24 protein-coding genes are annotated in these 25109 nt (G+C 70.7%); 10 read left to right on the top strand and 14 right to left on the bottom strand.

Annotated elements, in window-relative coordinates:
- Positions 1-2 precede the first annotated feature (2 nt).
- From odhB to FDP22_RS03580, 5 genes are all read left to right on the top strand, one after another.
- Positions 3-1511: a 2-oxoglutarate dehydrogenase complex dihydrolipoyllysine-residue succinyltransferase gene (odhB, locus tag FDP22_RS03600; protein WP_138577433.1), complete on the top strand. Its 1509-nt coding sequence runs from the start codon at positions 3-5 to the stop codon at positions 1509-1511.
- 61 nt (positions 1512-1572) lie between these two features.
- Positions 1573-1968 (top strand): MAPEG family protein, encoded by a 396-nt coding sequence (locus FDP22_RS03595; protein ID WP_138577435.1) that lies wholly within the window; start codon positions 1573-1575, stop codon positions 1966-1968.
- A 68-nt stretch (positions 1969-2036) separates the two neighbouring features.
- Entirely contained in the window at positions 2037-3419 is a 1383-nt protein-coding gene (lpdA, locus tag FDP22_RS03590; protein WP_138577437.1) for a dihydrolipoyl dehydrogenase, read from the top strand.
- A gap of 56 nt (positions 3420-3475) precedes the next feature.
- The gene (locus FDP22_RS03585) at positions 3476-5095 is read left to right on the top strand and encodes an acetate--CoA ligase (RefSeq protein ID WP_138577439.1); all 1620 of its coding nucleotides are present in this window, start codon (positions 3476-3478) and stop codon (positions 5093-5095) included.
- A 280-nt stretch (positions 5096-5375) separates the two neighbouring features.
- Positions 5376-6017 carry a YiaD family glycine zipper/OmpA-like lipoprotein gene (locus FDP22_RS03580; RefSeq protein ID WP_138577441.1) on the top strand — a complete coding sequence of 214 codons (642 nt, stop codon included), beginning with the start codon at positions 5376-5378 and terminating at the stop codon, positions 6015-6017.
- A 43-nt stretch (positions 6018-6060) separates the two neighbouring features.
- Here the strand turns inward: FDP22_RS03580 and FDP22_RS03575 are convergent, their stop codons facing one another.
- Positions 6061-7026: a siroheme synthase gene (locus FDP22_RS03575; protein ID WP_138577443.1), complete on the bottom strand. Its 966-nt coding sequence runs from the start codon at positions 7024-7026 to the stop codon at positions 6061-6063.
- Positions 7027-7321: 295 nt separating this feature from the next.
- Between FDP22_RS03575 and FDP22_RS03570 the strand changes: the two genes are divergently transcribed.
- Genes FDP22_RS03570 through FDP22_RS03555 form a run of 4 tightly spaced genes read left to right on the top strand, consistent with a single transcriptional unit; the run spans position 7322 to position 9925 of the window.
- Positions 7322-8113 carry an FCD domain-containing protein gene (locus FDP22_RS03570; RefSeq protein WP_138577445.1) on the top strand — a complete coding sequence of 264 codons (792 nt, stop codon included), beginning with the start codon at positions 7322-7324 and terminating at the stop codon, positions 8111-8113.
- Complete coding sequence (locus tag FDP22_RS03565) at positions 8110-8664, top strand: GNAT family N-acetyltransferase (protein WP_138577447.1); 555 nt, start codon at positions 8110-8112, stop codon at positions 8662-8664. Before FDP22_RS03570 ends, FDP22_RS03565 begins: the two co-directional genes overlap by 4 nt.
- Positions 8661-9233: an Asp/Glu racemase gene (locus tag FDP22_RS03560; RefSeq protein ID WP_138577449.1), complete on the top strand. Its 573-nt coding sequence runs from the start codon at positions 8661-8663 to the stop codon at positions 9231-9233. The genes FDP22_RS03565 and FDP22_RS03560 overlap by 4 nt, the downstream gene beginning before the upstream one ends.
- Positions 9224-9925, top strand: coding sequence for an alpha/beta fold hydrolase (locus FDP22_RS03555; protein ID WP_138577451.1), 702 nt, complete (start codon positions 9224-9226; stop codon positions 9923-9925). Before FDP22_RS03560 ends, FDP22_RS03555 begins: the two co-directional genes overlap by 10 nt.
- On the opposite strand, the gene FDP22_RS03550 is transcribed toward FDP22_RS03555, so the two are convergent.
- The 5 genes from FDP22_RS03550 to ccrA form a co-directional block, all read right to left on the bottom strand.
- Positions 9906-11420 (bottom strand): AAA family ATPase, encoded by a 1515-nt coding sequence (locus FDP22_RS03550; protein ID WP_138577453.1) that lies wholly within the window; start codon positions 11418-11420, stop codon positions 9906-9908. The genes FDP22_RS03555 and FDP22_RS03550 overlap by 20 nt on opposite strands.
- Positions 11421-11545: 125 nt before the next feature.
- Positions 11546-12199, bottom strand: coding sequence for an acyl-homoserine-lactone synthase (locus FDP22_RS03545; protein ID WP_138577455.1), 654 nt, complete (start codon positions 12197-12199; stop codon positions 11546-11548).
- A gap of 132 nt (positions 12200-12331) precedes the next feature.
- On the bottom strand, positions 12332-13045 hold the full coding sequence (locus FDP22_RS03540) for a helix-turn-helix transcriptional regulator (protein WP_138577457.1): 714 nt from the start codon (positions 13043-13045) through the stop codon (positions 12332-12334).
- Positions 12990-13202: a hypothetical protein gene (locus tag FDP22_RS03535; RefSeq protein WP_143972241.1), complete on the bottom strand. Its 213-nt coding sequence runs from the start codon at positions 13200-13202 to the stop codon at positions 12990-12992. The genes FDP22_RS03540 and FDP22_RS03535 overlap by 56 nt, the downstream gene beginning before the upstream one ends.
- Before the next feature lie 190 nt (positions 13203-13392).
- On the bottom strand, positions 13393-14682 hold the full coding sequence (gene ccrA / locus FDP22_RS03530; protein WP_138577662.1) for a crotonyl-CoA carboxylase/reductase: 1290 nt from the start codon (positions 14680-14682) through the stop codon (positions 13393-13395).
- Between the two features lie 301 nt (positions 14683-14983).
- Here ccrA and FDP22_RS03525 point away from each other — a divergent pair, with 301 nt between their 5' ends.
- The gene (locus tag FDP22_RS03525; RefSeq protein WP_138577459.1) at positions 14984-16942 is read left to right on the top strand and encodes a protein meaA; all 1959 of its coding nucleotides are present in this window, start codon (positions 14984-14986) and stop codon (positions 16940-16942) included.
- Positions 16943-17207: 265 nt separating this feature from the next.
- Here FDP22_RS03525 and lpxK read toward each other — a convergent pair whose 3' ends face one another.
- The 8 genes from lpxK to FDP22_RS03485 all read right to left on the bottom strand — a co-directional run bounded on the left by lpxK (position 17208) and on the right by FDP22_RS03485 (position 24982).
- Complete coding sequence (gene lpxK / locus FDP22_RS03520; RefSeq protein WP_138577461.1) at positions 17208-18197, bottom strand: tetraacyldisaccharide 4'-kinase; 990 nt, start codon at positions 18195-18197, stop codon at positions 17208-17210.
- On the bottom strand, positions 18194-19471 hold the full coding sequence (locus FDP22_RS03515) for a 3-deoxy-D-manno-octulosonic acid transferase (RefSeq protein ID WP_138577463.1): 1278 nt from the start codon (positions 19469-19471) through the stop codon (positions 18194-18196). Before FDP22_RS03515 ends, lpxK begins: the two co-directional genes overlap by 4 nt.
- Positions 19468-20139: a lysophospholipid acyltransferase family protein gene (locus FDP22_RS03510; protein WP_239031919.1), complete on the bottom strand. Its 672-nt coding sequence runs from the start codon at positions 20137-20139 to the stop codon at positions 19468-19470. The genes FDP22_RS03515 and FDP22_RS03510 overlap by 4 nt, the downstream gene beginning before the upstream one ends.
- Positions 20140-20211: 72 nt before the next feature.
- Positions 20212-20454, bottom strand: coding sequence for a DUF4170 domain-containing protein (locus FDP22_RS03505; protein WP_138577467.1), 243 nt, complete (start codon positions 20452-20454; stop codon positions 20212-20214).
- A gap of 313 nt (positions 20455-20767) precedes the next feature.
- Positions 20768-21544: a 3'(2'),5'-bisphosphate nucleotidase CysQ gene (locus tag FDP22_RS03500; protein ID WP_138577469.1), complete on the bottom strand. Its 777-nt coding sequence runs from the start codon at positions 21542-21544 to the stop codon at positions 20768-20770.
- Positions 21531-22877, bottom strand: coding sequence for a TldD/PmbA family protein (locus FDP22_RS03495; RefSeq protein ID WP_138577471.1), 1347 nt, complete (start codon positions 22875-22877; stop codon positions 21531-21533). The genes FDP22_RS03500 and FDP22_RS03495 overlap by 14 nt, the downstream gene beginning before the upstream one ends.
- A gap of 332 nt (positions 22878-23209) precedes the next feature.
- Positions 23210-23620 (bottom strand): MAPEG family protein, encoded by a 411-nt coding sequence (locus FDP22_RS03490; RefSeq protein WP_138577473.1) that lies wholly within the window; start codon positions 23618-23620, stop codon positions 23210-23212.
- A 42-nt stretch (positions 23621-23662) separates the two neighbouring features.
- The gene (locus FDP22_RS03485; protein ID WP_138577475.1) at positions 23663-24982 is read right to left on the bottom strand and encodes an SAM-dependent methyltransferase; all 1320 of its coding nucleotides are present in this window, start codon (positions 24980-24982) and stop codon (positions 23663-23665) included.
- Between the last annotated feature and the right edge of the window lie 127 nt (positions 24983-25109).

Below are 25109 nucleotides of genomic sequence, written 5' to 3'. Positions count from 1 at the left end.
TGATGAGCACTGAAGTACGGGTCCCGACCCTTGGCGAGAGCGTGACGGAGGCGACGGTTGCCACCTGGTTCAAGAAACCCGGTGACGCCGTAGCGGTTGACGAAATGCTCTGCGAGCTGGAGACCGACAAGGTGACCGTCGAAGTGCCGAGCCCCGTGGCCGGCACCCTCGGCGAGATCGTTGCGGCGGAAGGCGAGACCGTGGGAGTCGATGCGCTGCTGGCCACCGTCTCCGCCGGTGGTGAAGCCGCCGCGGCACCGGCGAAGCCCGCGGCCGATGCGAAACCCGCCGCCGCGCCTGCCGCCTCCGGTGGCGACGCGATCGACGTGATGGTGCCCTCCCTCGGCGAAAGCGTCACCGAGGCCACGGTTTCGAGCTGGTTCAAGAAGCCGGGCGACACCGTCGCGCAGGACGAGATGCTCTGCGAACTGGAGACCGACAAGGTGTCGGTCGAGGTGCCCAGCCCCTCGGCGGGCGTGCTCTCGGAGATCCTGGTTGCCGAGGGCGCCACGGTCGAGGCCGGCGGCAAGCTGGCCGTGCTCTCCGCCTCGGGCGCCGCTCCGGCGGCTCAGCCCGCGGCCGAGGCCCCGGCATCCGCGCCCGCCTCCGGCAAGGACGTGGAGGATGCCCCCTCCGCCAAGAAGCTGATGGCCGAGAAGGGGCTCAGCTCCGACCAGGTCCAGGGCTCGGGCCGCGACGGCCGGGTGATGAAGGAAGACGTGATGAAGGCGGTCACTGCCGCCTCCGCCGCGCCGGCCCCCGCGCCTGCCCCGGCACAGACCCCGCGCGCGCCGGTGTCGGCCACGGACGCGGGCCGCGAGGAGCGGGTGCGCATGACGCGCCTGCGCCAGACGATCGCCCGTCGCCTGAAGGACGCCCAGAACGCGGCCGCGATGCTGACCACCTACAACGAGGTGGACATGACCGGCATCATGGAGCTGCGCAACGAGTACAAGACGCTGTTCGAGAAGAAGCACGGCACCAAGCTCGGCTTCATGTCGTTCTTCGTGAAGGCCTGCTGCCACGCCCTGCTCGAAGTGCCGGACGTGAACGCCGAGATCGACGGCCAGGACGTGGTCTACAAGAACTACTACCACATCGGTGTCGCCGTCGGCACGCCGGCGGGGCTGGTGGTGCCCGTGGTGCGTGACGCGGACCAGATGTCCTTCGCGGAGATCGAGAAGAAGATCGCCGAGCTGGGCAAGCGCGGCCGCGACGGCAAGCTCTCCATGGCCGAGATGCAGGGCGGCACCTTCACCATCTCGAACGGCGGCGTCTACGGTTCGCTGATGTCCTCGCCGATCCTGAACCCTCCGCAGTCCGGCATCCTGGGCATGCACAAGATCCAGGAGCGGCCGATGGTGATCGGCGGCAAGATCGAGATCCGCCCGATGATGTACCTGGCGCTGAGCTACGATCACCGCATCGTCGACGGCAAGGGCGCGGTGACCTTCCTCGTGCGGGTGAAGGAAGCCCTCGAGGATCCGCGCCGCCTGCTGATGGACCTCTGAACCGTTCCGGGCGGCGGCACGGCGCCGCCGCCCGACCGATACCGGCCGGGGAGGCCAGGCAATGACCGGTGGGAGCGAAATCACCGTACTGGCGCTCGGCGGCCTGCTGGTCGTGGCCCAGTACGTGCTGATGGCCGTCCCCGCCAATCTCCAGCTCGGCCCGGCGGTGACGACGGGCCCGCGTGACACCCCGCTCGCCCTCACCGGCGTCGCGGGACGGCTGCACCGGGCCCTCGGGAACATGCACGAGGCGCTGCTGCTCTACGCGGTGGCCGCTGTCTCGGTCACCCTGCTTGACGCCACGTCCGGCCTGACCGCGGTCTGCGCCTGGGTGTGGTTCGGCGCCCGGGTGGCCTATGTACCCTGCTACGCCCTGGGGCTGAGCCCTTGGCGGAGCATCGCCTTCGTCATAGGCTTCGGAGCCGCGACGCTGATGCTGATTGCCGCCCTCGTCTGAGGCGGTTGCGACGAAAACGCCCGGCCCTGCGGGATCGCCGGCACAAGATGAACTTCGAGGAGACTTCCATGGCCAGCTATGACGTGATCATCATCGGAGGCGGCCCGGGGGGCTATGTCTGTGCGATCCGCTGTGCCCAGCTGGGGCTCAAGACCGCCTGTGTCGAGGGCCGCGAAACCCTCGGCGGCACCTGCCTCAACGTGGGCTGCATCCCCTCCAAGGCGTTGCTGCACGCCTCCGAGATGGTGCACGAGACCGCGCATAACTTCGAGACCATGGGCATCGCCACCGGCGGCGTGACCGTGGACTGGGAGAAGATGCTCGGCCACAAGAGCGCGGTGATCGAGAGCAACGTGAAGGGGATCGAGTTCCTCTTCAAGAAGAACAAGGTCGACTGGCTGAAGGGCTGGGGCAAGATCACGGCGAAGGGCGAAGTCACCGTGGGTGACGAGACCCACAGCGCGAAGAACATCGTCATCGCCACCGGCTCCGAGGTCTCCCCGCTCAAGGGAGTCGAGGTGGACGAGGAGCGCGTGGTCTCCTCCACCGGCGCGCTGGCGCTCAAGGAGATTCCGAAGAGCATGGTGGTGATCGGCGCCGGCGTGATCGGGCTGGAGCTGGGCTCGGTCTACAAGCGCCTCGGGACCGATGTGACCGTGGTCGAGTTCCTCGACGCCATCACCCCGGGCATGGACGCCGAGGTGCAGCGCCAGTTCAGGAAGCTGCTGGAGAAGCAGGGCATCAAGTTCGTGATGGGTGCCGCGGTGCAGGGCGTGGAGAAGGGCGACAGCCTGAAGGTCTCCTACAAGCTGCGCAAGGATGACAGCGAGGCCAGCATCGACACCGATGTGGTGCTGCTCGCCACCGGCCGCCGCCCCTACACCGAGGGCCTCGGGCTCGACGGCGTGGGCGTGGAGATGACCGAGCGCGGCCAGGTGAAGGGCAGCCACGGCAAGACCAACGTGGACGGCATCTGGGTGATCGGCGACGTGACCACCGGCCCGATGCTCGCCCACAAGGCCGAGGACGAGGGCATCGCCGTCGCCGAGAGCATCGCCGGCCAGAAGGGCCACGTGAACTACGATGTCATCCCCGGCGTGATCTACACCGCGCCCGAGGTGGCATCCGTGGGCCTCACCGAGGAGCAGCTGAAGGAGCAGGGCCGCAAGTACAAGGCCGGCAAGTTCCAGTTCATGGCCAACGGCCGCGCCAAGGCGAACCTGGTGACGGACGGTTTCGTGAAGCTGCTCGCCGACGCGGAAACCGACCGGCTGCTGGGCGCGCATATCATCGGCCCCGCGGCCGGCGAGCTGATCCACGAGATCTGCGTGGCGATGGAATTCGGCGCCTCCGCCGAGGACGTGGCGCGCACCTGCCATGCGCATCCCACCTTCTCCGAGGCGGTGCGCGAGGCGGCGCTCGCCTGTGGTGACGGCGCGATTCATTCCTGATAGGAAATCGGGCGGCCGGGGTGTTCCGGCCGCCCATTTCCCGGAGTTCTCCCGCGTTGCCCGGTTTTGGCCACATCCCCCGCGACTATGCCCAGGCCGTCGAGGCCTATGACCCCGACATTCCGGAATTCTTCAATTTCGGCCGCGATGTCGTGGACCGCCACCCCCCTGAGAAGATCGCCATCACCGCCGTGTCGGAAGACATGGAGACCGTGCGGGACATCAGTTTCGGCGCGCTTTCGGCGCTGACAAACCGTTTCGCCGATGCGCTGGCGCGTCTGGGCCTCGCGCCCGGCGCGCATGTGATGGTGGTGATGGACCGGGTGCCGGACTGGTTCACCGTGATGCTGGGCGCGAACAAGGCCGGGGTGGTCACCGTGCCCGGCACCACGCTGCTCACCGGGCGCGACATCGCCTGGCGGGTTCAGGCCACCGGGGCACAGGCGGTGATCGTGACCGGGCGGCATTGCGGCAAGGTCGAGACCATCGCCGCCGAATGCCCCAGCCTGCGCCATCTCATCGTCTCGGGAGGCACGCGCGACGGCTGGCTTGCGCTCGACGACCTGCTGGCCGGCGCCTCCGAGACACCACCGGTGGTGCGCACGCGGGCAACCGACCTCATGATGGTGTATTTCACCTCCGGCACCACCTCGGCGCCGAAGCTGGTGCCGCGCGACCATTCCTATGCCCTCGCGCATGCGGCCACCGGCCTGTTCTGGATGGACCTGCGGGAGAGCGACCTGCACTGGACGCTGACGGACACCGGCTGGGCCAAGGCGGCCTGGGGCAAGCTTTACCCGCCGCTCCTGCTGGGCGCGCGCGTGTTGCTCTACGACGCGGCGGAGCGCTTCGACCCGGCGGCCCACCTCGCGGTGATCGAGCGTTTCCGCGTGACCAGTTTCTGCGCCCCGCCAACGGTTTACCGGATGCTTGCGCAGCATGATCTCGGGGCATACGACCTCAGCTCCATTCGCCGCTCGCTCGGCTCCGGCGAGCCGCTGAACCCGGAGGCGATCCGCGTCTGGCATGCCGCGACCGGCCATTTCATCGCCGATGGCTATGGCCAGACCGAGGCGATCAACCTGATCGGCAATTGCGTGGGCATCGAGATCCGCCCCGGCGCCATGGGCAAGCCGGTGCCGGGCTTCGACATCGACGTGATCGACGATGACGGCAACCGCCTGCCGCCCGGCGAGATCGGCCATATCGGCGTGCACCTCTCCGACCCCTGGCCGCCGGGCCTGTTCGACGGCTACATCACCCCCGAGGGCCGGGATCGCCGCGCCTTCCGCAACGGCTGGTATTACACCGGAGACACCGCCCGGCGCGACGCGGACGGCTATTTCTGGTTCATCGGCCGGGCCGATGACCTGATTCTCTCCGCCGGCTACCGCATCAGCCCGTTCGAGGTGGAGAGCGCCCTGCTCGAACATCCCGCCGTGGCGGAGAGTGCCGTTGTCGCCGCGCCGGACCCGACGCGCGGGCACGTGGTGCGCGCCTTCGTGGTGCTCGCTTCGGGCTGGGAGGCGGACGCGGCCCTGGTCGCCGAATTGCAGGCCTTCTGCAAGGCCCAGACCGCCCCCTACAAGTATCCGCGGGAGATCGAGTTCGTCTCGGACTTACCCAAGACCGTGTCCGGCAAGATCCGCCGCGTGGCGCTGCGCGCGCGGGGTTGACACCCGCCCGACGGGCCGGGGGGCGCGCGGGAGGGAGAGGCGGCATGTGCCCGACCCGCTGACCGGCAGGCGCGGTTCCGTGGCCCGGAATGGGATGGCAGGGCAGGGCCTCTCTCCGGGGCGGCCTGGCCGCCCGACGCAGCGTTCTGCCCCCGATGACGCAGATGTTCGTTGCCTTTGCTCAGTTCGGGCTAGATGCATGCAGCGACGGAGAGGTGCGGATGCGTCGTAGTACCTTCCGCTCCGACAGGTCGGAAAAAAAGTCGAAGAGGAAAGCGTAATGAAACATCTTCTCGCCGGAACATGTGTGGCTGCGATGCTGGTGGCAAGCGGCTGTACGGAAGACGGCAGCGCGAGCCGCAACATCATCGGGGGCGCCGCGATCGGCTCCGCCGCGGGTGCGCTCGGCGGCCTTCTGGTGGGCGGCGATGACCGCCGGAACGCGCTGGTCGGTGCGGGCATCGGCCTGCTCGTCGGCGCCGGCGTGGGCAATTACCTCGATCAGCAGGAGAAGGACCTGCGCCAGGACATGGCCAACACCGGTGCCACCGTCACGCGCGAGAACGACCGCCTGCTCGTGAGCCTGCCGGACGGCATCACGTTCGACACCGACAGTGTCGCGCTGAAGCCGGAGAGCCGTGGCGCCATCAACCAGCTGGCGCAGAGCCTCAACGAGTATCCGTCGAGCTACATCGACGTGATCGGCCATACCGACAGCACCGGCGCGGACGATTACAACCAGCGCCTGTCCGAGCGCCGGGCGCGGGCCGTGGCCAATGCCCTCGTGCGCCGCAACGTGAACTCCGCGCGCATCGAGAGCGCCGGCATGGGCGAGACCGACCCGATTGCCAGCAACGACACGCCGTCGGGCCGCGCGCGCAACCGCCGGGTCGAGGTCTACATCATCCCCGCGACGCAGTGAGCCGTGTTCCGGGCGGCGGCATCGTCGCCCGGGAACGCCCCGCTCAGCCCGTGCCGGGCAGCGGCTCGCAGGCCAGCCCCTCGGCCTCCAGTGCCGCGCGCAGGGCGGGGGAGGAGGGCTCCCCCACCGGCAGCAACAGCACGATGCGTGCATGGTCCGCGCAGGCGGCGCGCACCTGGTCCACCACCCTGTCCACGCCATCTGTCGCCAGCGTGGCGCGTTCCGCGTCGCGCCGGGCGAGTTCCAGTGCCTCCGCGCCCAGCCCCGGCGGGTGCAGCACGATCCCGGCCGATTGCAGGCGCTGCACGGCGCGCAGCGGCAGCAGGTCCACCTCCTCCGGCAGCGCGATGAGCGAGACGAGCGTGGCCGCGCCGCCGGCCCCGCCCTCGGCCGCGCGCGCGCGGATTGCCGCCTCGGCCTCCGCCGCCAGGCCCTCCTGCCACAGGCGCCGCGGCGGCCCGTCGAACACCCACTCCCAGAAGGCGCGCCGGCCCAGGAGCGGCACGCTCTCCGCCACCGTCTCGCGCAGCCGGCCGGCCAGCGCGACCAGCCCGCCGAGCTCGGGTTCCAGCATGGTCTCGAGCCGGGTCTTCACCTCGCGCGCCATGACCGGGGCGGCGCCCTCCGTGCCGATGGCGACGATGAGCGGGTCGCGGTCCACCAGCGCCGGGGTGATGGCGTCGCAAAGCGCCGGGCGGTCCACCACGTTCACCAGCGCGCCGGTCTCGCGCCCCCGGGCGGCGATCATCGCGTCGATTCCGCAGCAGCCGGAGGCCGCGAAGAGCAGGGCCGCCCGGTCGATGGCCGGCTCGTCATAGACCTTCTCCACCCGGCTGGCGCGGCCCGAGGCCACGTGCGCGGCGAGTTCGGCGTCGATCCCGGGCGCCATGATCTCGATGCGCGCCTCGGTGCGGGTGAGCAGCCGCGCCTTCTGGGCCATCTGCTCACCGCCGCCGGCCAGCAGCACGGTGCGGCCGCGCGTATCGAGAAACATCGGGAAATAGCGCATCGGGGGACCTCCGGGTTCGCCGCGACTTTAGGGCCGGGGGCGGTGAATTCAATGCATCGCGGGGCCGGTGGCCCCGAAGATCCGCTGGGACGGGGCCCGTTCGGCGGGCAGCATGGCCGGCCGTGTGCTCCGGACCGCGGGTGGTCCGGGCCGAAGCGCCGTGCAATCGCCGCCGCTGCGCTTGCGGGCCGGGCCGGGGATGCGCACGGGGCGCGCCTCCTCCGCGCCCGGTGGAATGCGGTCTTGCCGCCGGGCCGCCGCTCGTCCATTTTCCGGGGCGAAGAAGGAGGGCAGGATGCCGTTTCGCAAGATCGTGCCGGAGAAGGTGTCCGAGGCCGTGCGCCGCCAGATCGAGGAGCTGATCCTGCGCGGCATCCTGCGCCCCGGCGCGCGCCTGCCGGCGGAGCGGGAGCTTTCCGAGCAGCTTGCCGTGTCCCGCCCCTCGCTGCGTGCCGCGCTGGCGGAGCTGGAGGGCCGGGGGCTTGTGGTCACCCGCCCGGGCTCCGGGGTGTTCGTGGCCGAGGTGCTGGGCTCGGCCTTCGCGCCGCCGCTGATCGAGCTCTTCGCCACCCATGACGCGGCGCTGTTCGACTATCTCTCCTTCCGGCGCGACCTGGAGGGGCTGGCCGCCGACCGTGCCGCCCGCCACGGATCGGAGGCCGATCACGCGGTGATCTCGGCCATCTTCGCGCGCATGGAAGCCGCGCATGACAAGCGCAACCCGGAGGAGGAGGCGGCCCTGGACGCCGATTTCCACATGTCCATCGTGGAGGCGGCCCATAACGTGGTGATGCTGCACATGATGCGCTCGATGTTCGACCTGCTGCGCCGGGGCGTCTTCTACAACCGGCAGGTGTTGTTTTCCGTGCGCGCCACGCGCGACGAGCTGCTGGGCCAGCACCGCGCCATCCTCACCGCCGTCCTGGCGCGCGACCCCACCGCCGCCCGGGCCGCGGTGGAGGCACATCTGGGCTACATCGAGCAGGCGATGCATGCGCTGGAGCGCTCGCGCTCGCGCGAGGAGATCGCGCAGATGCGCCTGTCGCTGGAGCGCAGCCGCACGTCCGGGCGAAAGGGCGGCGCATGAGCATCGTGGGGCGCTTCCACCTCGGCACCGAACGGCTGATCCTGCGCATGTGGCGGGTGGAGGACCATGCCCCCTTCGCCGCGCTGAACGCGGACCCGGAGGTGATGCGCCACTTCCCCGCCCCCCTCACCCGCGACCAGAGCGATGCCGCCATCGCCCGCCAGCACGTGCGCATGGAGCGCGACGGCATGTGCTTCATGCCGGTGATCCGCCGCGAGGACAACGCCTTCCTCGGCATGGCGGGGCTGGCGGTGGGCGCCTTCGCGCCGCTCGGGCCCTTCGTGGAGGTGGGCTGGCGCTTCGCCCGGGCCGCCTGGGGGCAGGGCTATGCCACGGAGGCGGCGCGCGCCATGCTGGGCTGGGGCTTCCGGGTGCGCGAGCTGGCGGAGATCGTGGCCTTCACCGCCCTGCCCAACCGCCCCTCCGAGCGGGTGATGCAGCGGCTGGGCATGCGGCGCGACCCGGGCGAGGATTTCGACCACCCGGCCGTGGCCTCCGGCCCGCTGCGCCGGCACATGCTCTACCGCATCCGGGCGGAGCAGTTCGGATGATCGTGGCCTGCCTGCACACGGCACAGAGCAACGTGGCGCTCTACGAGGCTGCCGCGCCGGGGGCGTTCCGCCTGCGCCACACCGTCCGGCCGGACCTGCTGGCCCGCGCGGGGCAGGGGTCGGACGCGGGCCTGCTGGCGGAGGTGCAGGCGCTTCTGGGCGGGCTGGCGGAGGGGGCGGACGCGGTGCTGCTCACCTGCTCCAGCCTCGCCGCGGCGGCCCGGCCCCCGGCGCTGGCGGCAGACCATGCCCTGGCCCGCGCGGCGCTGGCCCGGGGCGGCACGCTGGACGTGATCCTCGCCGCGCCCTCCACCATGGCGGCGGCGCGCGCGCTCTACGGCCCCCGGCCCGGCCTGCGGCTGGTGGCCCTGCCGGAGGCCTGGGCGCGGTTCCTGGCCGGAGACGTGGACGGCTATCTCGCCGAGGTCTCGGCGGCAACCGGAGCAAGCGGCGCGCACACCGTGGCACTGGGGCAGAGCTCCATGGCGCCGGTGGCGGCGATGGTCTCGCGCCCGGTGCTCACCGTGCCATCCGCCGCCTTCGCGGCACTGGAGGCGACATGCGGCTGATCCTCGTGCCCGGGCACCTGTGCGGCGCCTGGCTCTACGCCCCGCAGGTGGCAGCGCTCGGCGGGGACATCGCCATCGCCGACATCACCCGCGATGACAGCACCGCCGCCATGGCGGAGCGGTTGCTGGCCGGGGCGCCGGAACGTTTCGCGCTGGCCGGCCTCTCGCTCGGCGGCATGGTGGCGCTGGAGGTGCTGGCCCGCGCGCCGGAGCGTCTGGCGGGCGTCTGTGTGATGGACACGGACCCTTTCGCCGCCCGGCCCGTGGAGCAGGCGTGGCGCGCCGGCCAGCAGGCGCTGGTGCGCGACCGGGGGACGGAGGCCTTCGTGCGGCCCTTCGTGGCGAAGTTCTTCGCCCATGACGCGGAGGCCGCCGTCCGGCTGGGGCCGCAGATGGCCGCGGCCATGTCCGCGGTGCCGGAGCCGGTCTACCACGCCCAGTCCCGGGCGCTGGACGGACGGGCCGACATGCTGCCGCGGCTCTCGGGGCGGGCGGAGGTGGCGCGGGTTCCGCTGCGGGTGCTGGTGGGGGCGGAGGACCGGATCTGCCCGCCGCGCCTGCACGCGGGGCTGGCGGCGCTGCCGGGGGCGGTGTTCGCCGAGCTGCCGGGCTGCGGGCACATCGCCTCGCTGGAGCGCCCGGAGGCAGTGACCGCGCAGCTCGCCGCGCTGCTCAGAGCTCCGGGGACGTGAGGTCCAGCTGCGGCGTGGGGGCCGGCAGGTCCTCGATGCCCAGCGGCCCGGACGGGCGCGCCAGCATGTAGCGCGTCACCCAGTGCAGCCGCTCCTCGGCGCGGGTGATGGCCACGTAGGCGAGGCGCTTCCACAGCGGGATGCCGGCCTCCGCGCGGCCCGATTGCGCGGCGGCGAAGAGATCGGGCGCGAACACCTGCACGTCGCGCCACTGCGAGCCTTGCGCCTTGTGGATGGTCACCGCCGCGCCGTGCAGGAAGGTGGCGCCCATGCGCGCGGCGAAGGGAATGAAGGGCTCCTCCTCCCCCGGTTTCTCGATCTGGACGATGCAGGCGGCGTTCACCCGCGGGTCCTCCGCGCCCACCACGTGGAGGCGCGAGAACCCCGGCTTGCGCCCGGCGCCGAGGTAGATCACCTGCGCGCCCTTGATCAGGCCGCGGGCCTCCAGGTCGATGCGCTTCTTGCGGTGTTTCAGCGGCAGCTCGATCCCGTCGCAGATCAGCGGCTCGCCGGGCAGCAGCGCGTCCTCCGGGGCCTCATAGGCGCCGCGGAAGGCGTTGATGAGCCGGATGCGCGTGGCGTTGCGCCACACCAGCACGGGAGAGCGCGACATGAGGGCCGCGTCCACCCGCGGGCTCACCCGCACCCGGTCGTCGCGGGCGGCGGCGTCCTCGATCATGCGCTCGAACTGGTCGAAGCGCAGGCTGTCGTCGGCCAGCGCATGGGCGAGGTCGAGGATCGGGTTGTCCGCCGCCTGACGGTGGACGCGCGACAGGATGAGCTGGCGGCCGGCGGGCAGGCTGTCGAAGGCCATGGAGCCGGACTGGCCCACCGGCGCAAGCTGCGCCGGGTCGCCGAACAGCAGCAGGGTGGAGAAGATCTCGCCGAGGTCCTCCATCTGCCGGTCGTCGAGCATGGAGCTCTCGTCGATCAGCCCGATGTCCAGCGGGTCCTCCCGGCGCTTCCAGCCGGTGATGAAATCCGAGCCGCGCAGGCCGGCGGTGGCCAGCGCCCCGGGGATGGAGGGGTTGAGCTGGTAGAAGGCGTGCGCGCGGTCCAGCGCCTCGTCCGTCAGCCCCTCGATCACCGGGCGTTCGCCCTCGCCGGCCAGCCATTCGGCGATGCGTTCGTACTCCGGGTCATAGACCGGGGTGTAGAGGATGCGGTGGATGGTGGTGGCCGGAACGCCGCGGTTGCGCAGCACGGAGGCGGCCTTGTTGGTGGGGGCGAGCACGGCGAAGGTGCGCCGGTCCTGCTTGCGCCGGCCCTCCCAGTCCGCGGAGACGGCCTGCACGCCGGCGCCGATCAGCTCCTTCACCAGTTCGGCGAGCAGCAGCGTCTTGCCGGAGCCCGCCTTGCCGAGCACGGCCAGAACCCCGCGCGCCGCGTCCTCGCGGGCCGGAGTGGTCGTGCCGTTGGCGAGGTCGACCCCCGCTGCGGCGAGGCGCTCGGCGATGGCGTCATAGGCGGCCGCCTGGTCGGGGGAAAACTGCATCTGGGCTCCGGGGAATTGCGCGCCCCGGCAGTATTAGCCGGGGCGGCGCGGTTCGGCCAGCCCCGGAGGGGAATTCCGCCGCGCGCCCGGCCCGGGACATCCGCCGGGCCGGGCGCGGGCCGCCGTCATTCCGCCGCGATGGAGGCAGCCGAAAGCTGCGGAAAGGACAGGCCGAACCATTCCGCCGCCAGGCATTCCGGCAGGCCCGAGCGGGCGGAGATGGCCGCGCGGCTCCGCCGGTCGATGGGCCAGAGCCCGACGGCGACCGAGGCGGGCCCGCTGCCCTCGCGCCCCAGGATCTCCGGCGACCAGCCGAGGCTGCGGTAGATGCGGATCATCCGCGCGTCGAACACCCCCACCGCCCGGGCGAGGCCGAAGCGCAGGCCCAGTTCGCAGCCCGCCAGCATCAGGGCCGCCGGGATCAGCGCGGCCTCGCGCGGGCGGCGCATCGCGGAAGGGGAGAGGCAGAAGCGGGTGCATTCCCAGACCTGCGGGTCGCTGATCCGCACCCCGCCGTTCAGGTGCAGGAAGTGGTCGTTGATCATGGTGCGCCCGGTGGTGGGCAGGATGCGCATCGAGCCGCCGTGGCTGCCGTCAGGCCGCTGCCATATGGCGTAGATCGGGTTCTGCGCATCATAGGCGTCGCGCTCCGCCCCGAGATCGTCGATCGAGACATCCCAGCCCAGCCGGTGGCGGAACTGGATGGCCCGGTCGCGGAACATCGTCTCGGCGAGACGCGGGAAACGGGGCAGGTCATCGGCACGGACATATCGGATCATCGGGGCGCCCTCGGCAGGTTGCGACTGCCGAACGCTGGCTGAAACAGGGTTAAGGCCGCGCGACCGCGCGCTCCGCCGCCGCCCGGGCAACGCGCGCTGCGCGGGCGTGCCGCGCACCGTTTCGCGATGGGGTCAGGGGAAGATGATCCCGGCGGAGACCGCCACGGCCACCGCCTGCGTGGCGTTCAGCGCGCCGAGCTTGACGCGCGCGCTGTCCACGTAAACGCGCAGCGTGTGCTCGGAGATGCCCAGCCGCTCGGCGATCTGCGCGCGCGCATACCCCAGGGCGAGGAAGTGCAGCGTGTCGCGTTCCCGGGGGGAGAGGTCGCGGCCCGGGGCCTTGTCATCCACCGCCTCGATCTCCAGCACCTTCTGGTGGATGAAATGCGAGATCAGCAGCAGGTCCTGGCCGAAATCGGCGGTGAACTGGTCCCATGTGCGGTCACCGGCGGCGGCGTTCACGGTGAACAGCGCGAACTGGCCGCGGGGCCCGCGGACCGGCAGGGTGTAGCCCTGGTTGCCCAGCCCGTTGGCGATGCCGTCGGCCAGCATGGCCCGGGCGCCCGGGGCGCTCCAGTCCAGGCGCTTCCAGTCCAGCGGGTGAAACCGGCGCGTGGCGGTCTGGATCACCGGGTCGACGCGCGCCAGGTCCTCCTCGACATAGCGGTCCACCCAGTCATTGCGATAGGTGAGCGCGGCATAGGGAGACCCGGCGATGTTCAGGGCATGGTAGACGACATGTTCGACATCGTAGACCCCGCGCAGGTCCTCCACGAAGGCCTGCAGGCCCTCAGGGCAGTGAATGGCCTTCAATGTCTCCAGTACGGTTTCCAGCTTGCGCGTCATCCGCCCCACCTGTGCCCGACGCGGCTCTCCGCTGCCGGAACTCGGCGGCGGCTATGAAAATGGCATCATCCAATACTTCCCCGAGCGCGGAGTAATTGTTCTCCCGTGCGCACTGGCTGAGGTCCAGAAGTACGTCGATCATCCATTTCTGCGTCATGGTGGAGTCTCTTTAACAAAAGTTAATGTGTGATTAATTTAAAACTATCACGAAACGGGATTTTCGGGAACGCGCCGTCTGCACTCCCCCGGATCTGCGAGGCGGGCCGGGCGCAAGGGACTGGTCTGCCTTGCGAGGGGAAACGGGCCGGCCTGCCGCCGGCCCGTGGAGGGATGATTCGCACCGCGACTCAGGCCGGAGCGAGGCTGAGTTCCACCGCGTCCTCGAAGGTGCGCAACCCCGGGGCGGGGGAGGAGACGAGCACCGCCATGTTGCCCGGCTTGTGCTCGTTGCGTCGCATCTTCATGTGCGCGGCGGGGATCTGGTCCCAGGGGAAGACCTCGGACATGCAGGGGTCCAGCCGGCGTTCGCACATCAGGTTGTTGGCCGCGGAGGCCTGCTTGAGATTGGCGAAATGGCTGCCCTGGATGCGCTTCTGGTGCATCCAGATGTAGCGCGCGTCCATGGTGAGGTTGAAGCCGGTGGTGCCGGCGCAGATCACCACCATGCCGCCGCGCTTGACCACGAAGGTGGAGACCGGGAAGGTCGACTCCCCGGGATGCTCGAACACCATGTCCACGTTCACGCCCTTGCCGGTGACGTCCCAGATCGCCTTGCCGAACTTGCGCACCTCGCCGAACCAGGCCTTGTACTCCTCCGTGTTCACGGTGGGGAGCTGCCCCCAGCACTTGAAGTCCTTGCGGTTGATCACGCCCTTGGCGCCGAGGGAGAGCACGAACTCGCGCTTGTCCTCCTCCGAGATCACGCCGATGGCGTTCGCGCCCGCGGTGGCGATGAGCTGCACGGCGTAGGAGCCCAGGCCCCCCGACGCGCCCCAGACCAGCACGTTGTCTCCCGGCTGGAGGATGTGCGGCTTGTGGCCGAACAGCATGCGGTAGGCGGTGGCGAGGGTGAGCGTGTAGCACGCGCTCTCCTCCCAGGTGAGGTGGGCGGGACGGCGCATGAGCTGGCGCGACTGCACGCAGGTGAACTGGGCGAAGGAGCCGTCCGGCGTCTCGTAGCCCCAGATGCGCTGGGAGGGGGAGAACATCGGATCGCCGCCGTTGCACTCCTCGTCGTCGCCGTCATCCTGGTTGCAGTGGATGACCACCTCGTCGCCCACCTTCCAGCGGGTGACCTTGTCGCCCACGGCCCAGACCACGCCGGCCGCGTCGGACCCGGCGATGTGATAGGGCGCCTTGTGGCCGTCGAACGGGCTGATGGGGATGCCGAGCGCGGCCCAGACGCCGTTGTAGTTCACCCCGGCGGCCATCACGAACACCAGCACCTCGCTGGCGTCGGGGGTGGGGGTGTCCACCACTTCGAGCTGCATCGCGGTGTCGGGCTCGCCGTGGCGATCCTGCCGGATGGCCCAGGCGTGCATCCGGGCCGGCACGTGGCCCAGAGGCGGGATCTCGCCCACCCGGTACAGGTCCTTGTGCGGTGCGGTGCCGGTGGGCCGGGACATGGCGTCTTGCATCGGGGGCATGCGTCTTTCCTCCTGCCGTTCTCTGGGGCAGCCGGCGATGGCTGCGCAACAATCAGTCGTACAATAGCGCAAATGGGTCATTACATTTCAAGACTTGTCGCGCAAGCCGAATTCCGCGCTCCGAAAGAAAGATCGTTGCGCAAGGAAAGTTCCAAAGTTATATCAATCAGGACAGATTATTTCCGGTAGCCTGCGCTGCGCTGCGGAATATCCGGATGCCAGCGCATGCAGCATGGACCCGAATCAGCCAAACGCACAGGCTGTTCGTGACGGTATGGGAGAGGATCCGACGATGGCGACTGACAGACCCTGGCTGTTCCGCACCTATGCCGGCCATTCCACGGCCGAGGCCTCGAACGCGCTCTACCGCGCCAATCTCGCGAAGGGGCAGACCGGGCTCTCCGTGGCCTTCGACCTGCCCACCCAGACCGGGTATGACAGCGACGACCTGCTGGCGCGCGGCGAGGTGGGCAAGGTGGGCGTGCCGGTGAGCCACATCGGCGACATGCGCACGCTCTTCGCGGACATCCCGCTCGACCAGATGAACACCTCGATGACCATCAACGCCACCGCCGCCTGGCTGCTGGCGCTCTACATCGCCGTGGCCGAGGAGCAGGGCGCCGACCTGGCCGCCCTCCAGGGCACGGTGCAGAACGACATCATCAAGGAATACCTCTCGCGCGGCACCTACGTGTTCCCGCCCGCGCCCTCGCTGAAGCTGATCGGCGACATCGCGCGCTACTGCTACACCGAGGTGCCGAAGTGGAACCCGATGAACGTGTGCTCCTACCACCTGCAGGAGGCGGGCGCGACGCCGGAGCAGGAGCTGGCCTTCGCGCTCGCCACCGCTTGCGCCGTGCTCGACGAAGTGCGCGGCCAGGTGCCGGAGGAGGATTTCCCGAAGGTGGTGCAGCGCATCTCCTTCTTCGTGAATGCCGGCATCCGCTTCGTGACCGAGATGTGCAAGATGCGCGCCTTCGTCGACCTGTGGGACGAGATCTGCGCCACCCGCTACGGCGTGGAGGACCCGAAGGCCCGGCGCTTCCGCTACGGCGTGCAGGTGAACTCCCTCGGCCTCACCGAGCAGCAGCCGGAGAACAACGTCTACCGCATCCTGCTGGAGATGCTGGCCGTCACCCTGTCGAAGAACGCGCGCGCCCGGGCGGTGCAGCTTCCGGCCTGGAACGAGGCGCTGGGCCTGCCGCGCCCCTGGGACCAGCAATGGTCGCTCCGGATGCAGCAGATCCTCGCCTACGAGACCGACCTGCTGGAGTACGGCGACCTGTTTGACGGGAACCCGGCCGTGGAGGCCCGGGTGGAGGCGCTGAAGCAGGGCGCGCGCGCCGAGCTGGCCCGGATCGACGAGATGGGCGGCGCGGTATCGGCGATCGACTACATGAAGGCCGCGCTGGTGGAGGCGAACTCCGCCCGGCTGGGGCGGATCGAGGCGGGGGAAACCGTCGTCGTCGGGGTGAACCGCTACGTGGGCACCGAGCCTTCGCCGCTCACCGCCGGGGAGGGCGGCATCCTCGTGGTCGACCCGGAGCAGGAGGCGGGCCAGGTGGCGCGGCTGCAGGCCTGGCGGGCGGAGCGCGACGCCGCCGCGGTGGCGGCCGCGCTCTCGGCGCTGAAGGCGGCGGCCCGGGCGGGCGAGAACATCATGCCGCCCTCCATCGCCGCGGCGAAGGCCGGGGTGACCACCGGGGAATGGGGGGCCGCGATGCGCGAGGTCTTCGGCGAATACCGCGCGCCCACCGGCGTGGGCAAGGCGGCGAACACCGGCGGCGACAGTCTCGCGGAACTGCGCGGGCTGGTGGAGACCGCGTCGCGGCGGCTGGGCCGGCGCATCAAGTTCGTGGTCGGCAAGCCCGGCCTGGACGGGCATTCCAACGGGGCGGAGCAGATCGCCGTGCGTGCGCGCGACTGCGGCATGGAGGTGGTCTACGAGGGTATCCGCCTCACCCCGGCGCAGATCGTGAACACCGCGCTGGAGGAAGGCGCGCATGTGGTGGGCCTGTCGATCCTCTCCGGCTCGCACCTGCCGCTGATCCGCGACGTGATGGAGCGCATGCGGGCCGCCGGGCTCGACGATGTGCCCGTGGTGGCCGGCGGGATCATCCCGGAGGCCGACGCGGCGGAGCTGCGCGCCTGCGGCGTGGCGCGGATCTACACCCCGAAGGATTTCGAACTCAACCGCATCATGACCGACATTGTGGAGCTGGTTCTGGCCGAGGCGACCGCCGCGGCCTGACGCGCGGGCTTCCCACCGTCCGACGCGGAATGCCGCCCGCACGCACGCGGGCGGCCGCGAAGCGCTGCGCCAGGCGCAGCGTTCGCGGCCGTGTCGTGCGTGTGCCGCGGGTCAGAATCGCGGAAGCGGCATCGACAATGGAGGCTTGCCGGGGGAAGAGCCCCTCAACTCTCCCGCACCCGAATGCTTGGGTCCCCATCCCCACGCGCAATCGTTAACCAAAACATGGCGCAACCCGGGCCGAATTGCGGCACAAATAAGGCCATTACTGTTTCTGTGGAAACAGACTGTTGAGCATGCCGTCAATCCGCTCCGGAGACCGGAATGCGAGCGAGATCGGCAGCGGCAGCGCCTTGCCGCGGAACTCCGCCGGCAGGCGCACGGCGTCCTTGTCGGTGGTCACCAGCATCGCCTCCAGCTGCCGCGCCTCGCGTTCCAGCCGGGTGAGGGCGGCGGAGGTGTAGGGCGCATGGTCCGGAAAGCCGTGCGTGGCCACGAGATCGGCGCCCAGCCCGCGCAGGGTGGCGAAGAACTTCTCGGGGTGGCCGATGCCGGCGAAGGCCACCACGCGCTGCCCCGTCCAGCTCGTGCCGGTGGCGCGGGGCTGGATGCGCCCGGTGATCAGCGGCGTGCCGTCCAGCTCCGGCCAGGCGGCCAGCAGGCTGTCGCAGGCACGCGGCGAGCCGATGGCCAGCACCAGGTCGGCCCGGGCCAGCCCGGTCGCCACCGGCTCGCGCAGCGGCCCGGCAGGAATGCACAGCCCGTTGCCGAAACCGGCCACCGCGTCGACAACCACGATGCTGAGGTCCTTGGCGACGGCTGGGTTCTGGAACCCGTCGTCGAGCAGGATCACCCCCGCACCGGCGGAGACCGCGGCCCGGGCGCCGGCGGCGCGGTCCCGCGCCACCCAGGTCGGCGCGAAGGCGGCGATGAGCAGCGGCTCATCGCCCACGTCCTCGGCCGCATGCCGGGTGAAATCCACCTGCACCGGCCCCGCGACGCGCCCGCCATGCCCGCGCGAGACCACGTGCGGCCGGTGCCCGGCGGCGCTCAGCCGCTCCGCCAGCGCGATCACGGTGGGGGTCTTTCCGGTGCCCCCGGCATTGATGTTGCCCACGCAGATCACCGGCACGGCCATGCGCTGGCCGGGCCGGCGCAGCCGTCGGGCGGTGGCCGCGGCGTAGATCGCGCCGAGGGGGGCGAGCAGGGAGGCCAGCAGGCCGCGCGGCCCGTACCAGAAGGACGGCGTTCTCATGGCGCCGGGGCCGGCAGGTAGGGGCGCAGCTCCGCCACCACACGGTCCGTCACCTCGGCGCCGGCGCTGAACAGGTCCCAGGCGGCCGCGGCCATGCGCGCGGCCTCGGCCGGCTCCAGCGCCTCGCACACCGCCTCGGCCAGCGTGTCCGCGTCCTGCACCGCGATGGCGGCATGGACGGCGCGCAGCCGGTCGAACCCGTCTCCGAAATTCCGCACATGCGGGCCGTGGATGATGGCGGAGCCCAGGGCGGCGGGTTCGAACGGGTTGTGCCCGCCCACCGGCACCAGCGATCCGCCGATGAAGGAGACGCTGGAGAGCCGGTACCACAGGCCCAGTTCGCCCAGCGTGTCGGCGAGGTAGATCTGGGTGTCATGGTCCGGCGTTTCGCCCGCGCCGCGCCGGACCACCTGCCAGCCGGCCGCGCGCAGTGCCTCGGCGATGGCCGGGCCGCGCTCCGGATGGCGGGGCACCAGGATGAGGATGGCGCGCGGGTTCTGCCGTCGCACGGCGCGATGCGCCTCGGCGACGATCTCCTCCTCACCCTCGTGGGTGGAGGCGGCGACCCAGAGCTGCCGGCCCTCGAACTGCGCGGCCATGCGCTGGCGTTCGGCATCGTCATGCGGCAGGGGGGCGGAGCCCTCCTTCAGCGTGCCGGTCACCTTCACGTCACGCGCGCCGAGGGCGGTGAGGTTGCGGGCGGTGGTCTTGTCCTGCGCGTAGATGGCGCTGAACAGGCCGAGCAGCCGGCCGATCATCAGCGGCGCGCGGCGCCAGCCCCGGGCCGAGCGCTCCGACATGCGGGCGTTCACCAGCAGCAGCGGCACCCGGGCGCGGTTGGTCTCGATGATCGCGGCGGGCCAGATCTCGCTCTCGATCCAGATCGCGAGGTCAGGCCGCCAGTGGCCGAGGAAGCTGCGCAGGCCGGGCACCAGGTCGATCGGGGCATACTGGTGCACCGCCCCGGGCGGCAGGCGCCGGGTCATCAGCTGCGCGGAGGTGACGGTGCCCGTGGTGACGAGAAAGCGCAGGTCCGGCCGGGCGGCGCGGATGCGCGACACCAGTTCGAGGATCGACAGCGATTCGCCCACGCTGGCGGCATGGAACCACACCAGCCGCCCGTCGGGGCGCGGCGCGGAGGGGATGCCCAGCCGCTCGCCCATGCGCGCCGGATCCTCCTTGCCGCGGCGGGCCCGCCGCTTCAGCCACAGCCGGGCCACGGGCCCGAGCCGGCCGGACAGGAACAGGTAGAGCGACAGCAGCGGCGGTGTCATTTCGGCGCGGGCCCCGGTACGGGTGTCACCCGGCCGACCTGCGCGTCGGCGGCCCGGGTGAGAGCGGTGATCTCGGCCTCGATGCGCAGCCGGTGCGCCTCGATGGCCTCGGCCGTGCGGTCGGCCGGCGGCGGAATGGGCGCACCGAAGGCGATCACCCCGCGCGAGAAGGGCAGCACCAGCATGAACCGGTCCCAGCTGCGCAGGAAGCGCCCGCGGCTGGCCGAGAAGGACCAGGGCACCACCGGCACGCCGGACATCACGGACAGGGTCGCCACCCCGTTCTGGCAGCGCATGCGCGGGCCGCGCGGGCCGTCCGGGGTGAGGACGAGGATCACGTCCTGCTCCTCCTTCAGGGCATGGAGCCCGGCCAGGAACGCGGCGCGGCCTCCCTTGTCCAGCCCCGGCTTGCGGCGGTCGCGCGTGGAACCGCGGATGGTGCGGATGCCGTAGCGGTCGACCAGCCCGGAGATGAACTCCCCGTCAGTGTTGCGCGAGATGATGGCGCGGACAATGACATTGTCGCGCATTTCGGTGGGCAGCATCATGAGGCGCCCGTGCCAGAGGGCCAGCACGAAACGGCCGCGGCCGGAACTGAGCAGCTCCCGCGTGTCCTCTCCGATGATCTCCCACCGGCCGGTGCGGCGGCACAGCGAGATGTATCCCACCGCCAACGCCGCTCCGAACCTTCGTGCCGAAGCGGAGCCCCGCATCGCGCGCAGCGCTGCGGCGAGCACGGATCAGCCCAGTTTCGCGGTCGGGCTGGACGCGGTTTCCTCGTCGCGCAGCCGGTGCAGATGCGCGATGAAATAGCGCGTCTGCGCGCTGTCCACGGTGGCCTGGGCCTTGGCTTTCCAGGCGTTGTAGGCCGCAGCGTAGTTGGGGAAGATCCCGACGACATCGATCTCGTCGACATTGGCGAACTGGGTGGACTGGGGATCGACGAGCTCGCCCCCGAAGACCAGATGCAGGCGCTGAACCATTGGACGTCCTTTCTGACTATCGCGGTGCACAATACCTCCGCATGCGCGGAGGTCAATTGAAGGTCAGCCATTGCAGCCCCCCTGAACAGGAAGCCGCGCACAACGCAAGTCCGGTCCGCCGCCACGGCCGGGGAGGGGCGGTGGACCGGGGCAGTCTACCACGGCGCGGCGGACCCGGCGGAGAGGATTCAGGAGGGGCCCGCCCCCGGTGCGCCGCCGATCCGGCACACGCGCGCCGCCCAGGGTGCCACGCAAGGGTAAACGCCCCGCAACCATGCTCGGAGCGGTGGCGGCGGAAGCGGGAGAATCTGCGTCAAAGGCGTGCCATCAGCCCCGGCATCAGCCCCGGGCCGGCGGCCACCATTCCCGGCAGCAGGGGGCGGGGGTTGTTGTAGCGCGCGCGCTGGTGGCGGGCGGTCTCGACCAGGGCGCCGGCCTCGCGGGCGATGAGGTCGCCCGCGGCCACGTCCCATTCCCAGGCGTCGCGCAGGGTCAGCATCGCGTCGAACCGGCCCTGGGCCACGAGGCAGAGCCGGTAGGCCAGCGAGGAGCGGAAGTGCCGGTCCACCACCGGCGGGGTGTCGTCGCGCCAGAGCGGTGGCGCCATGCTGGCGGAAGTGCACAGCACCCGCGCGCCCTCCACCTCCACCCGTGAGGAGGGGGCGATGGCCGCGCCGTTGAGCGTGGCGCCGCCGCCCCGGGTGGCCGCGAAGGTGCGGCTTTTCATCGGCAGGTGCACGACGCCGGCCACCACCTCGCCCTCCTCGGCGATGGCGATGGAATGCGAGAAGGTCGGCTGGCCGGCGATGAAGGCCCGGGTGCCGTCGATCGGGTCGACGATGAACACCCGGCGGCGCGACAGGCGGGTGGGCTCGTCCTCCGTCTCCTCGCTGAGCCAGCCATAGTCCGGCCGGCGCTCCAGCAGCATGCTGCGCAGGAAGGCGTCGATCTCCAGGTCGGCTTCCGACACCGGGCCCTGGCCACCGCCCTTGTCCCAGGTCTCGATGTCGGAGCGGAAATGCCGGGCCGCAATCTCGCCGGCGGCCAGCGCCGCCTCGGTTATGAGCGCGAGATCCTCATCCTCCGGCAATCGTGAGCCCCTCCACCAGCAGGCTGGGGATCACCCGCGAGAGGTGCTGGCGCGCGTCGTTCGCCGGCACCAGCGTGGCGAGCATGCGGCGCAGGTTCCCCGCCACGGTGCATTCGTTCACCGGGCGCACGATCTCGCCGTTCTCCACCCAGAAGCCGGAGGCGCCGCGCGAGTAATCGCCCGTGGTGGGGTTGATCGATGCGCCGATCATCGAGGTGACGAGCAGCCCGGTGCCCATCTCGCGGAGGAGCTCCGCCCGGCTGCGGGTTCCGGGGGTGAGCACGAGATTCCCGGTGCTCGGCGACGGCGCGCTGCCCACGCCGCGCGCGGCGCTTGCCGTGCTGGGCATGCCGAGCTGTCGGCCGGTGGCAAGGTCCAGCGTCCAGCCGGTCAGCACCCCGTCGCGCACCATGAAGCGCGGGCGCGCGCTCAGCCCCTCGGCGTCGAAGGGGCGCGAGCCGGAGGTGCGCGTGCGCAGGGGATCCTCGATCAGGTCCATGCCCTCGGGCAGGATCCGGGTGTCGATCCCGTCCGCCAGCCAGCTTGATCCGCGCGCCACGGAAGCCCCGTTCACCGCGGCGACGAGATGGCCGATGAGGCTGCCGGCGATGCGCTCGTCGAACAGCACCGGATAGGCGCCGGTGGGCGGTTTCGTGGCGCCCAGGTTGGCGACGGCGCGCTCCCCCGCGAGGCGCCCGATGCCGGCGGCATCGGGCATGTCGGCGGCGAACACCCGGGATTCCGCGGCGTAATCGCGCTCCATGCCCAGCCCTTCGCCGGCGATGGCGGTGCAGTGCAGCGAGGTGGAGCTGCGCGAATATCCGCCGGAAAATCCGTTGGTGGCGGCCAGGTGCACATGGGTGCGGCCCCAGCCGGCGCCCGCGCCCTGAACCTGGGTCACGCCGGGCACCTGGAAGGCCGCGGCCTCGAGCTGCCGGCCCTGGTCCTCCAGCCACTCGGGGCCGGGGCCCTCGGCGCCGTCATCCATCTCCAGCGCGGCCAGGTCCCAGCCGGTGGCGAGTTCCCCGGGTTCGGCGAGGCCGATCCAGGGGTCCTCCGGGGCCTCGCGGGCCATGGCCACGGCCCGCTCCGCAAGGGCGGCGATGGTCTCGGCCCGGGTGTCGGAGGAGGAGACGCAAGCCTGCCTCCGCCCGATCAGCACTCTCAGGCCGATGTCGATGCCCTCGGCCCGCTCGGCATGGTCGAGGGCGGCTTTGTGAAGGTCAACGGAGAGGGTTTCTCCGGAAAGGGCGATGGCGTCCGCAGCCTCCGCGCCGGCCTTTCGGGCCGCGTCGAGAAGCTGGGCGCAGAGGGGTTCGAGCGCTGCTGTCATGCCCGCAGGAGGCATGGAATTGACGGAAGGGTCAAGGCCTCGCTGCACCGCACGGGCCGCAGGCATGGAGACTTTCGGGCGGGCTGCAGGGCGAGGGCGCGCGCCGGAAGCCGGCGCCGCCGGGGGCACGCACGCATCCGGCCCGCGGGCCGGACCGCGTGACGCGGCAAGCGGACATCGCCGGGGCCGGATGGCCCGGCCGCGGCCGGATGGCTGGCGCCGGCAGGCGCGCGGGCCGGGCGGGGGAGCGCGGCAGGCGGGGCGCGCGTTCCCGTCCTCGAGAGGCGCAGCCGCAGGCGTGGGGGATGCCCTGTACCGGGGTCAGCGCGGTCTCAGGTCATCATGCCCAGCCAGGTGCCCAGCAGCAACAGGGACGCGGCGAGCGTTGCCAGGAGGCTGAGCGAGGAGCCGACCGAGCGCTGCCAGCCCGGTGCCTCGGCGCGGGTGAAGTGCAGCGCGTGCAGCAGCCGCCCCAGCACCAGCAGCGCGCCGATGGCGTAGAGCAGCAGCCCGGACCAGCCGGTGAGCGCCAGCAGCACCATCAGCACGAGGGTGAGCGGCACGGTCTCGACGAAATTCGCCTGACGGCGCATGGCGCGGATCATCGCCGGGTTGCCGCCATCGCCGATGGAGATGGACAGCTTGCCCCGCATCGCTCCGACATGGAGCATCAGCCAGATGGCGATCAGCCCGCAGAGCCCGGCTGCGAGGACGACGGCGGCAAGCGAGGGCAGGTGGGTCATGCCGGTCTCCTCCCGGGCCGGGGACGGCCCGGGGCGATGGGGTCAGGTGTTCTCGAATTCCGCCGCCACGGCGGGGTGGGGCACGCCCCCGGTCTCGCCGAACACCGAACGGGTGGCGGCGTTGATGCGCGGGATCGCCTCGGCCTCGCGCGCGGCGAGGGTTGCCGCGGCGCCGGCCACGTAATCCCGGTGCAGCGGCATGGCCGCCCTGTCGCGGCCGAGCTGGAACTGGAACACGTGGCTGTCGCCATAGCGGAACGCGCATTCGCAGGCCGCGAGATAGAACTCCCACATGCGCGCAAACCGCTCGTCATACCGTGCCACCGCCTCGTCCCGCCTGGCCATGAAGCGCTGCCGCCAGTGCATCAGGGTCGGGGCATAATGCACGCGCCAGATCTCCGAGTCGAGCAGCCAGAGCCCGGATTCCTCGACACTGCGCATGGCCTCGGACACCGAGGGCGCATAGCCGCCGGGGAAGATGTACTTGCGCAGGAACGGCCCGGTGACGCTCGGCGGAGTGCGGCTGGAGATCGAATGGATCAGCGCCACGCCATCGGGCTTCAGCACATCCTGCACCTTGCGGAAATACTCGCCGAGGTGCGTCACCCCGACATGTTCCAGCATGCCGACCGACACCACCCGGTCATAGGTCTCCGTGATGTTGCGGTAATCGCGCAGCTCGAATGTCACCCGGTCCTCGAGGCCGGCGGCCTTCGCGCGGGCCTGGGCGATCTTCAGCTGCTCCTCGGCGAGGGTGACACCGGTTACCTCCACATCGGCCACGGCGGCGAGATAGAGCGCCATGCCGCCCCAGCCGCAGCCGATGTCGAGCACCTTCTGCCCGGGGGCGAGGCCCAGCTTGGCGGCAATGTGGCGCTTCTTGAGCACCTGCGCCTGCTCCAGCGTCTCCTGCCCGGTGGGGAAGTAGGCGCAGGAATACTGCATGTCCTCGTCCAGCCACATCCGGTAGAAATCATTGCCGGTATTGTAGTGGTGGCCTGCGTTCTTCTTGGCCTTCGACAGCGGATTGTATTGCAGGTAGCGGCGGAACGCGAGGCCGATGGCGTACCAGAAGCGCTGGCCGGGCGAATTGTCGAAGTCGCCCTTGTTGAGAAAGATAAGCTGAAGCAGGGAGTAGGCGTCGCCATCCTCCACGATCAGCGTGCCGTCCATATAGGCCTCGGCACCGGCAAGCTCGGGGCTGAAGAAGATCTTCCAGTCCAGAGACGGGTCAGTGATCCGCAGCTTCACATGCGGCCCGGGGGCGGAGCCCCGGAATTCGTGCACCCTTCCATTCGGTGTGGTAAGGGTGAGCGTGCCCGCACGGATGATGCGGCTCAGCAAACGTGGCAAAAACTTCATGTGCCCCCCAGCGAGTTTCATATCCCGGAACAAGGTTAACCAGATCATCCGGGGTGAATAAAGAGGGCATACGAATGTGTGCCATGCGTCTCAAACATGGCTTGTGGCCGGTTTCTGTCGGCGCAGG

This window comes from Paroceanicella profunda (assembly GCF_005887635.2).
Classification (GTDB): domain Bacteria; phylum Pseudomonadota; class Alphaproteobacteria; order Rhodobacterales; family Rhodobacteraceae; genus Paroceanicella; species Paroceanicella profunda.
Note: the sequence above shows the minus strand (reverse complement) of the source record. Positions and strands in the feature narration are given on the sequence as shown.

Excerpts from the sequence above, each read along its gene's own strand:
- FDP22_RS03495 (WP_138577471.1), bottom strand. The coding sequence starts at position 22,877 with ATGACAGCAGCGCTCGAACCCCTCTGCGCCCAGCTTCTCGACGCGGCC.
- FDP22_RS03560 (WP_138577449.1), top strand. The coding sequence starts at position 8,661 with ATGATCGTGGCCTGCCTGCACACGGCACAGAGCAACGTGGCGCTCTAC.
- FDP22_RS03545 (WP_138577455.1), bottom strand. The coding sequence starts at position 12,199 with ATGATCCGATATGTCCGTGCCGATGACCTGCCCCGTTTCCCGCGTCTC.
- ccrA (WP_138577662.1), bottom strand. The coding sequence starts at position 14,682 with ATGCAAGACGCCATGTCCCGGCCCACCGGCACCGCACCGCACAAGGAC.
- FDP22_RS03580 (WP_138577441.1), top strand. The coding sequence starts at position 5,376 with ATGAAACATCTTCTCGCCGGAACATGTGTGGCTGCGATGCTGGTGGCA.
- FDP22_RS03565 (WP_138577447.1), top strand. The coding sequence starts at position 8,110 with ATGAGCATCGTGGGGCGCTTCCACCTCGGCACCGAACGGCTGATCCTG.
- FDP22_RS03570 (WP_138577445.1), top strand. The coding sequence starts at position 7,322 with ATGCCGTTTCGCAAGATCGTGCCGGAGAAGGTGTCCGAGGCCGTGCGC.
- FDP22_RS03555 (WP_138577451.1), top strand. The coding sequence starts at position 9,224 with ATGCGGCTGATCCTCGTGCCCGGGCACCTGTGCGGCGCCTGGCTCTAC.
- FDP22_RS03485 (WP_138577475.1), bottom strand. The coding sequence starts at position 24,982 with ATGAAGTTTTTGCCACGTTTGCTGAGCCGCATCATCCGTGCGGGCACG.
- lpxK (WP_138577461.1), bottom strand. The coding sequence starts at position 18,197 with ATGAGAACGCCGTCCTTCTGGTACGGGCCGCGCGGCCTGCTGGCCTCC.
- FDP22_RS03595 (WP_138577435.1), top strand. The coding sequence starts at position 1,573 with ATGACCGGTGGGAGCGAAATCACCGTACTGGCGCTCGGCGGCCTGCTG.
- FDP22_RS03535 (WP_143972241.1), bottom strand. The coding sequence starts at position 13,202 with ATGACGCAGAAATGGATGATCGACGTACTTCTGGACCTCAGCCAGTGC.
- FDP22_RS03505 (WP_138577467.1), bottom strand. The coding sequence starts at position 20,454 with ATGGTTCAGCGCCTGCATCTGGTCTTCGGGGGCGAGCTCGTCGATCCC.
- FDP22_RS03540 (WP_138577457.1), bottom strand. The coding sequence starts at position 13,045 with ATGACGCGCAAGCTGGAAACCGTACTGGAGACATTGAAGGCCATTCAC.
- FDP22_RS03525 (WP_138577459.1), top strand. The coding sequence starts at position 14,984 with ATGGCGACTGACAGACCCTGGCTGTTCCGCACCTATGCCGGCCATTCC.
- lpdA (WP_138577437.1), top strand. The coding sequence starts at position 2,037 with ATGGCCAGCTATGACGTGATCATCATCGGAGGCGGCCCGGGGGGCTAT.
- FDP22_RS03515 (WP_138577463.1), bottom strand. The coding sequence starts at position 19,471 with ATGACACCGCCGCTGCTGTCGCTCTACCTGTTCCTGTCCGGCCGGCTC.
- FDP22_RS03490 (WP_138577473.1), bottom strand. The coding sequence starts at position 23,620 with ATGACCCACCTGCCCTCGCTTGCCGCCGTCGTCCTCGCAGCCGGGCTC.
- odhB (WP_138577433.1), top strand. The coding sequence starts at position 3 with ATGAGCACTGAAGTACGGGTCCCGACCCTTGGCGAGAGCGTGACGGAG.
- FDP22_RS03550 (WP_138577453.1), bottom strand. The coding sequence starts at position 11,420 with ATGCAGTTTTCCCCCGACCAGGCGGCCGCCTATGACGCCATCGCCGAG.
- FDP22_RS03575 (WP_138577443.1), bottom strand. The coding sequence starts at position 7,026 with ATGCGCTATTTCCCGATGTTTCTCGATACGCGCGGCCGCACCGTGCTG.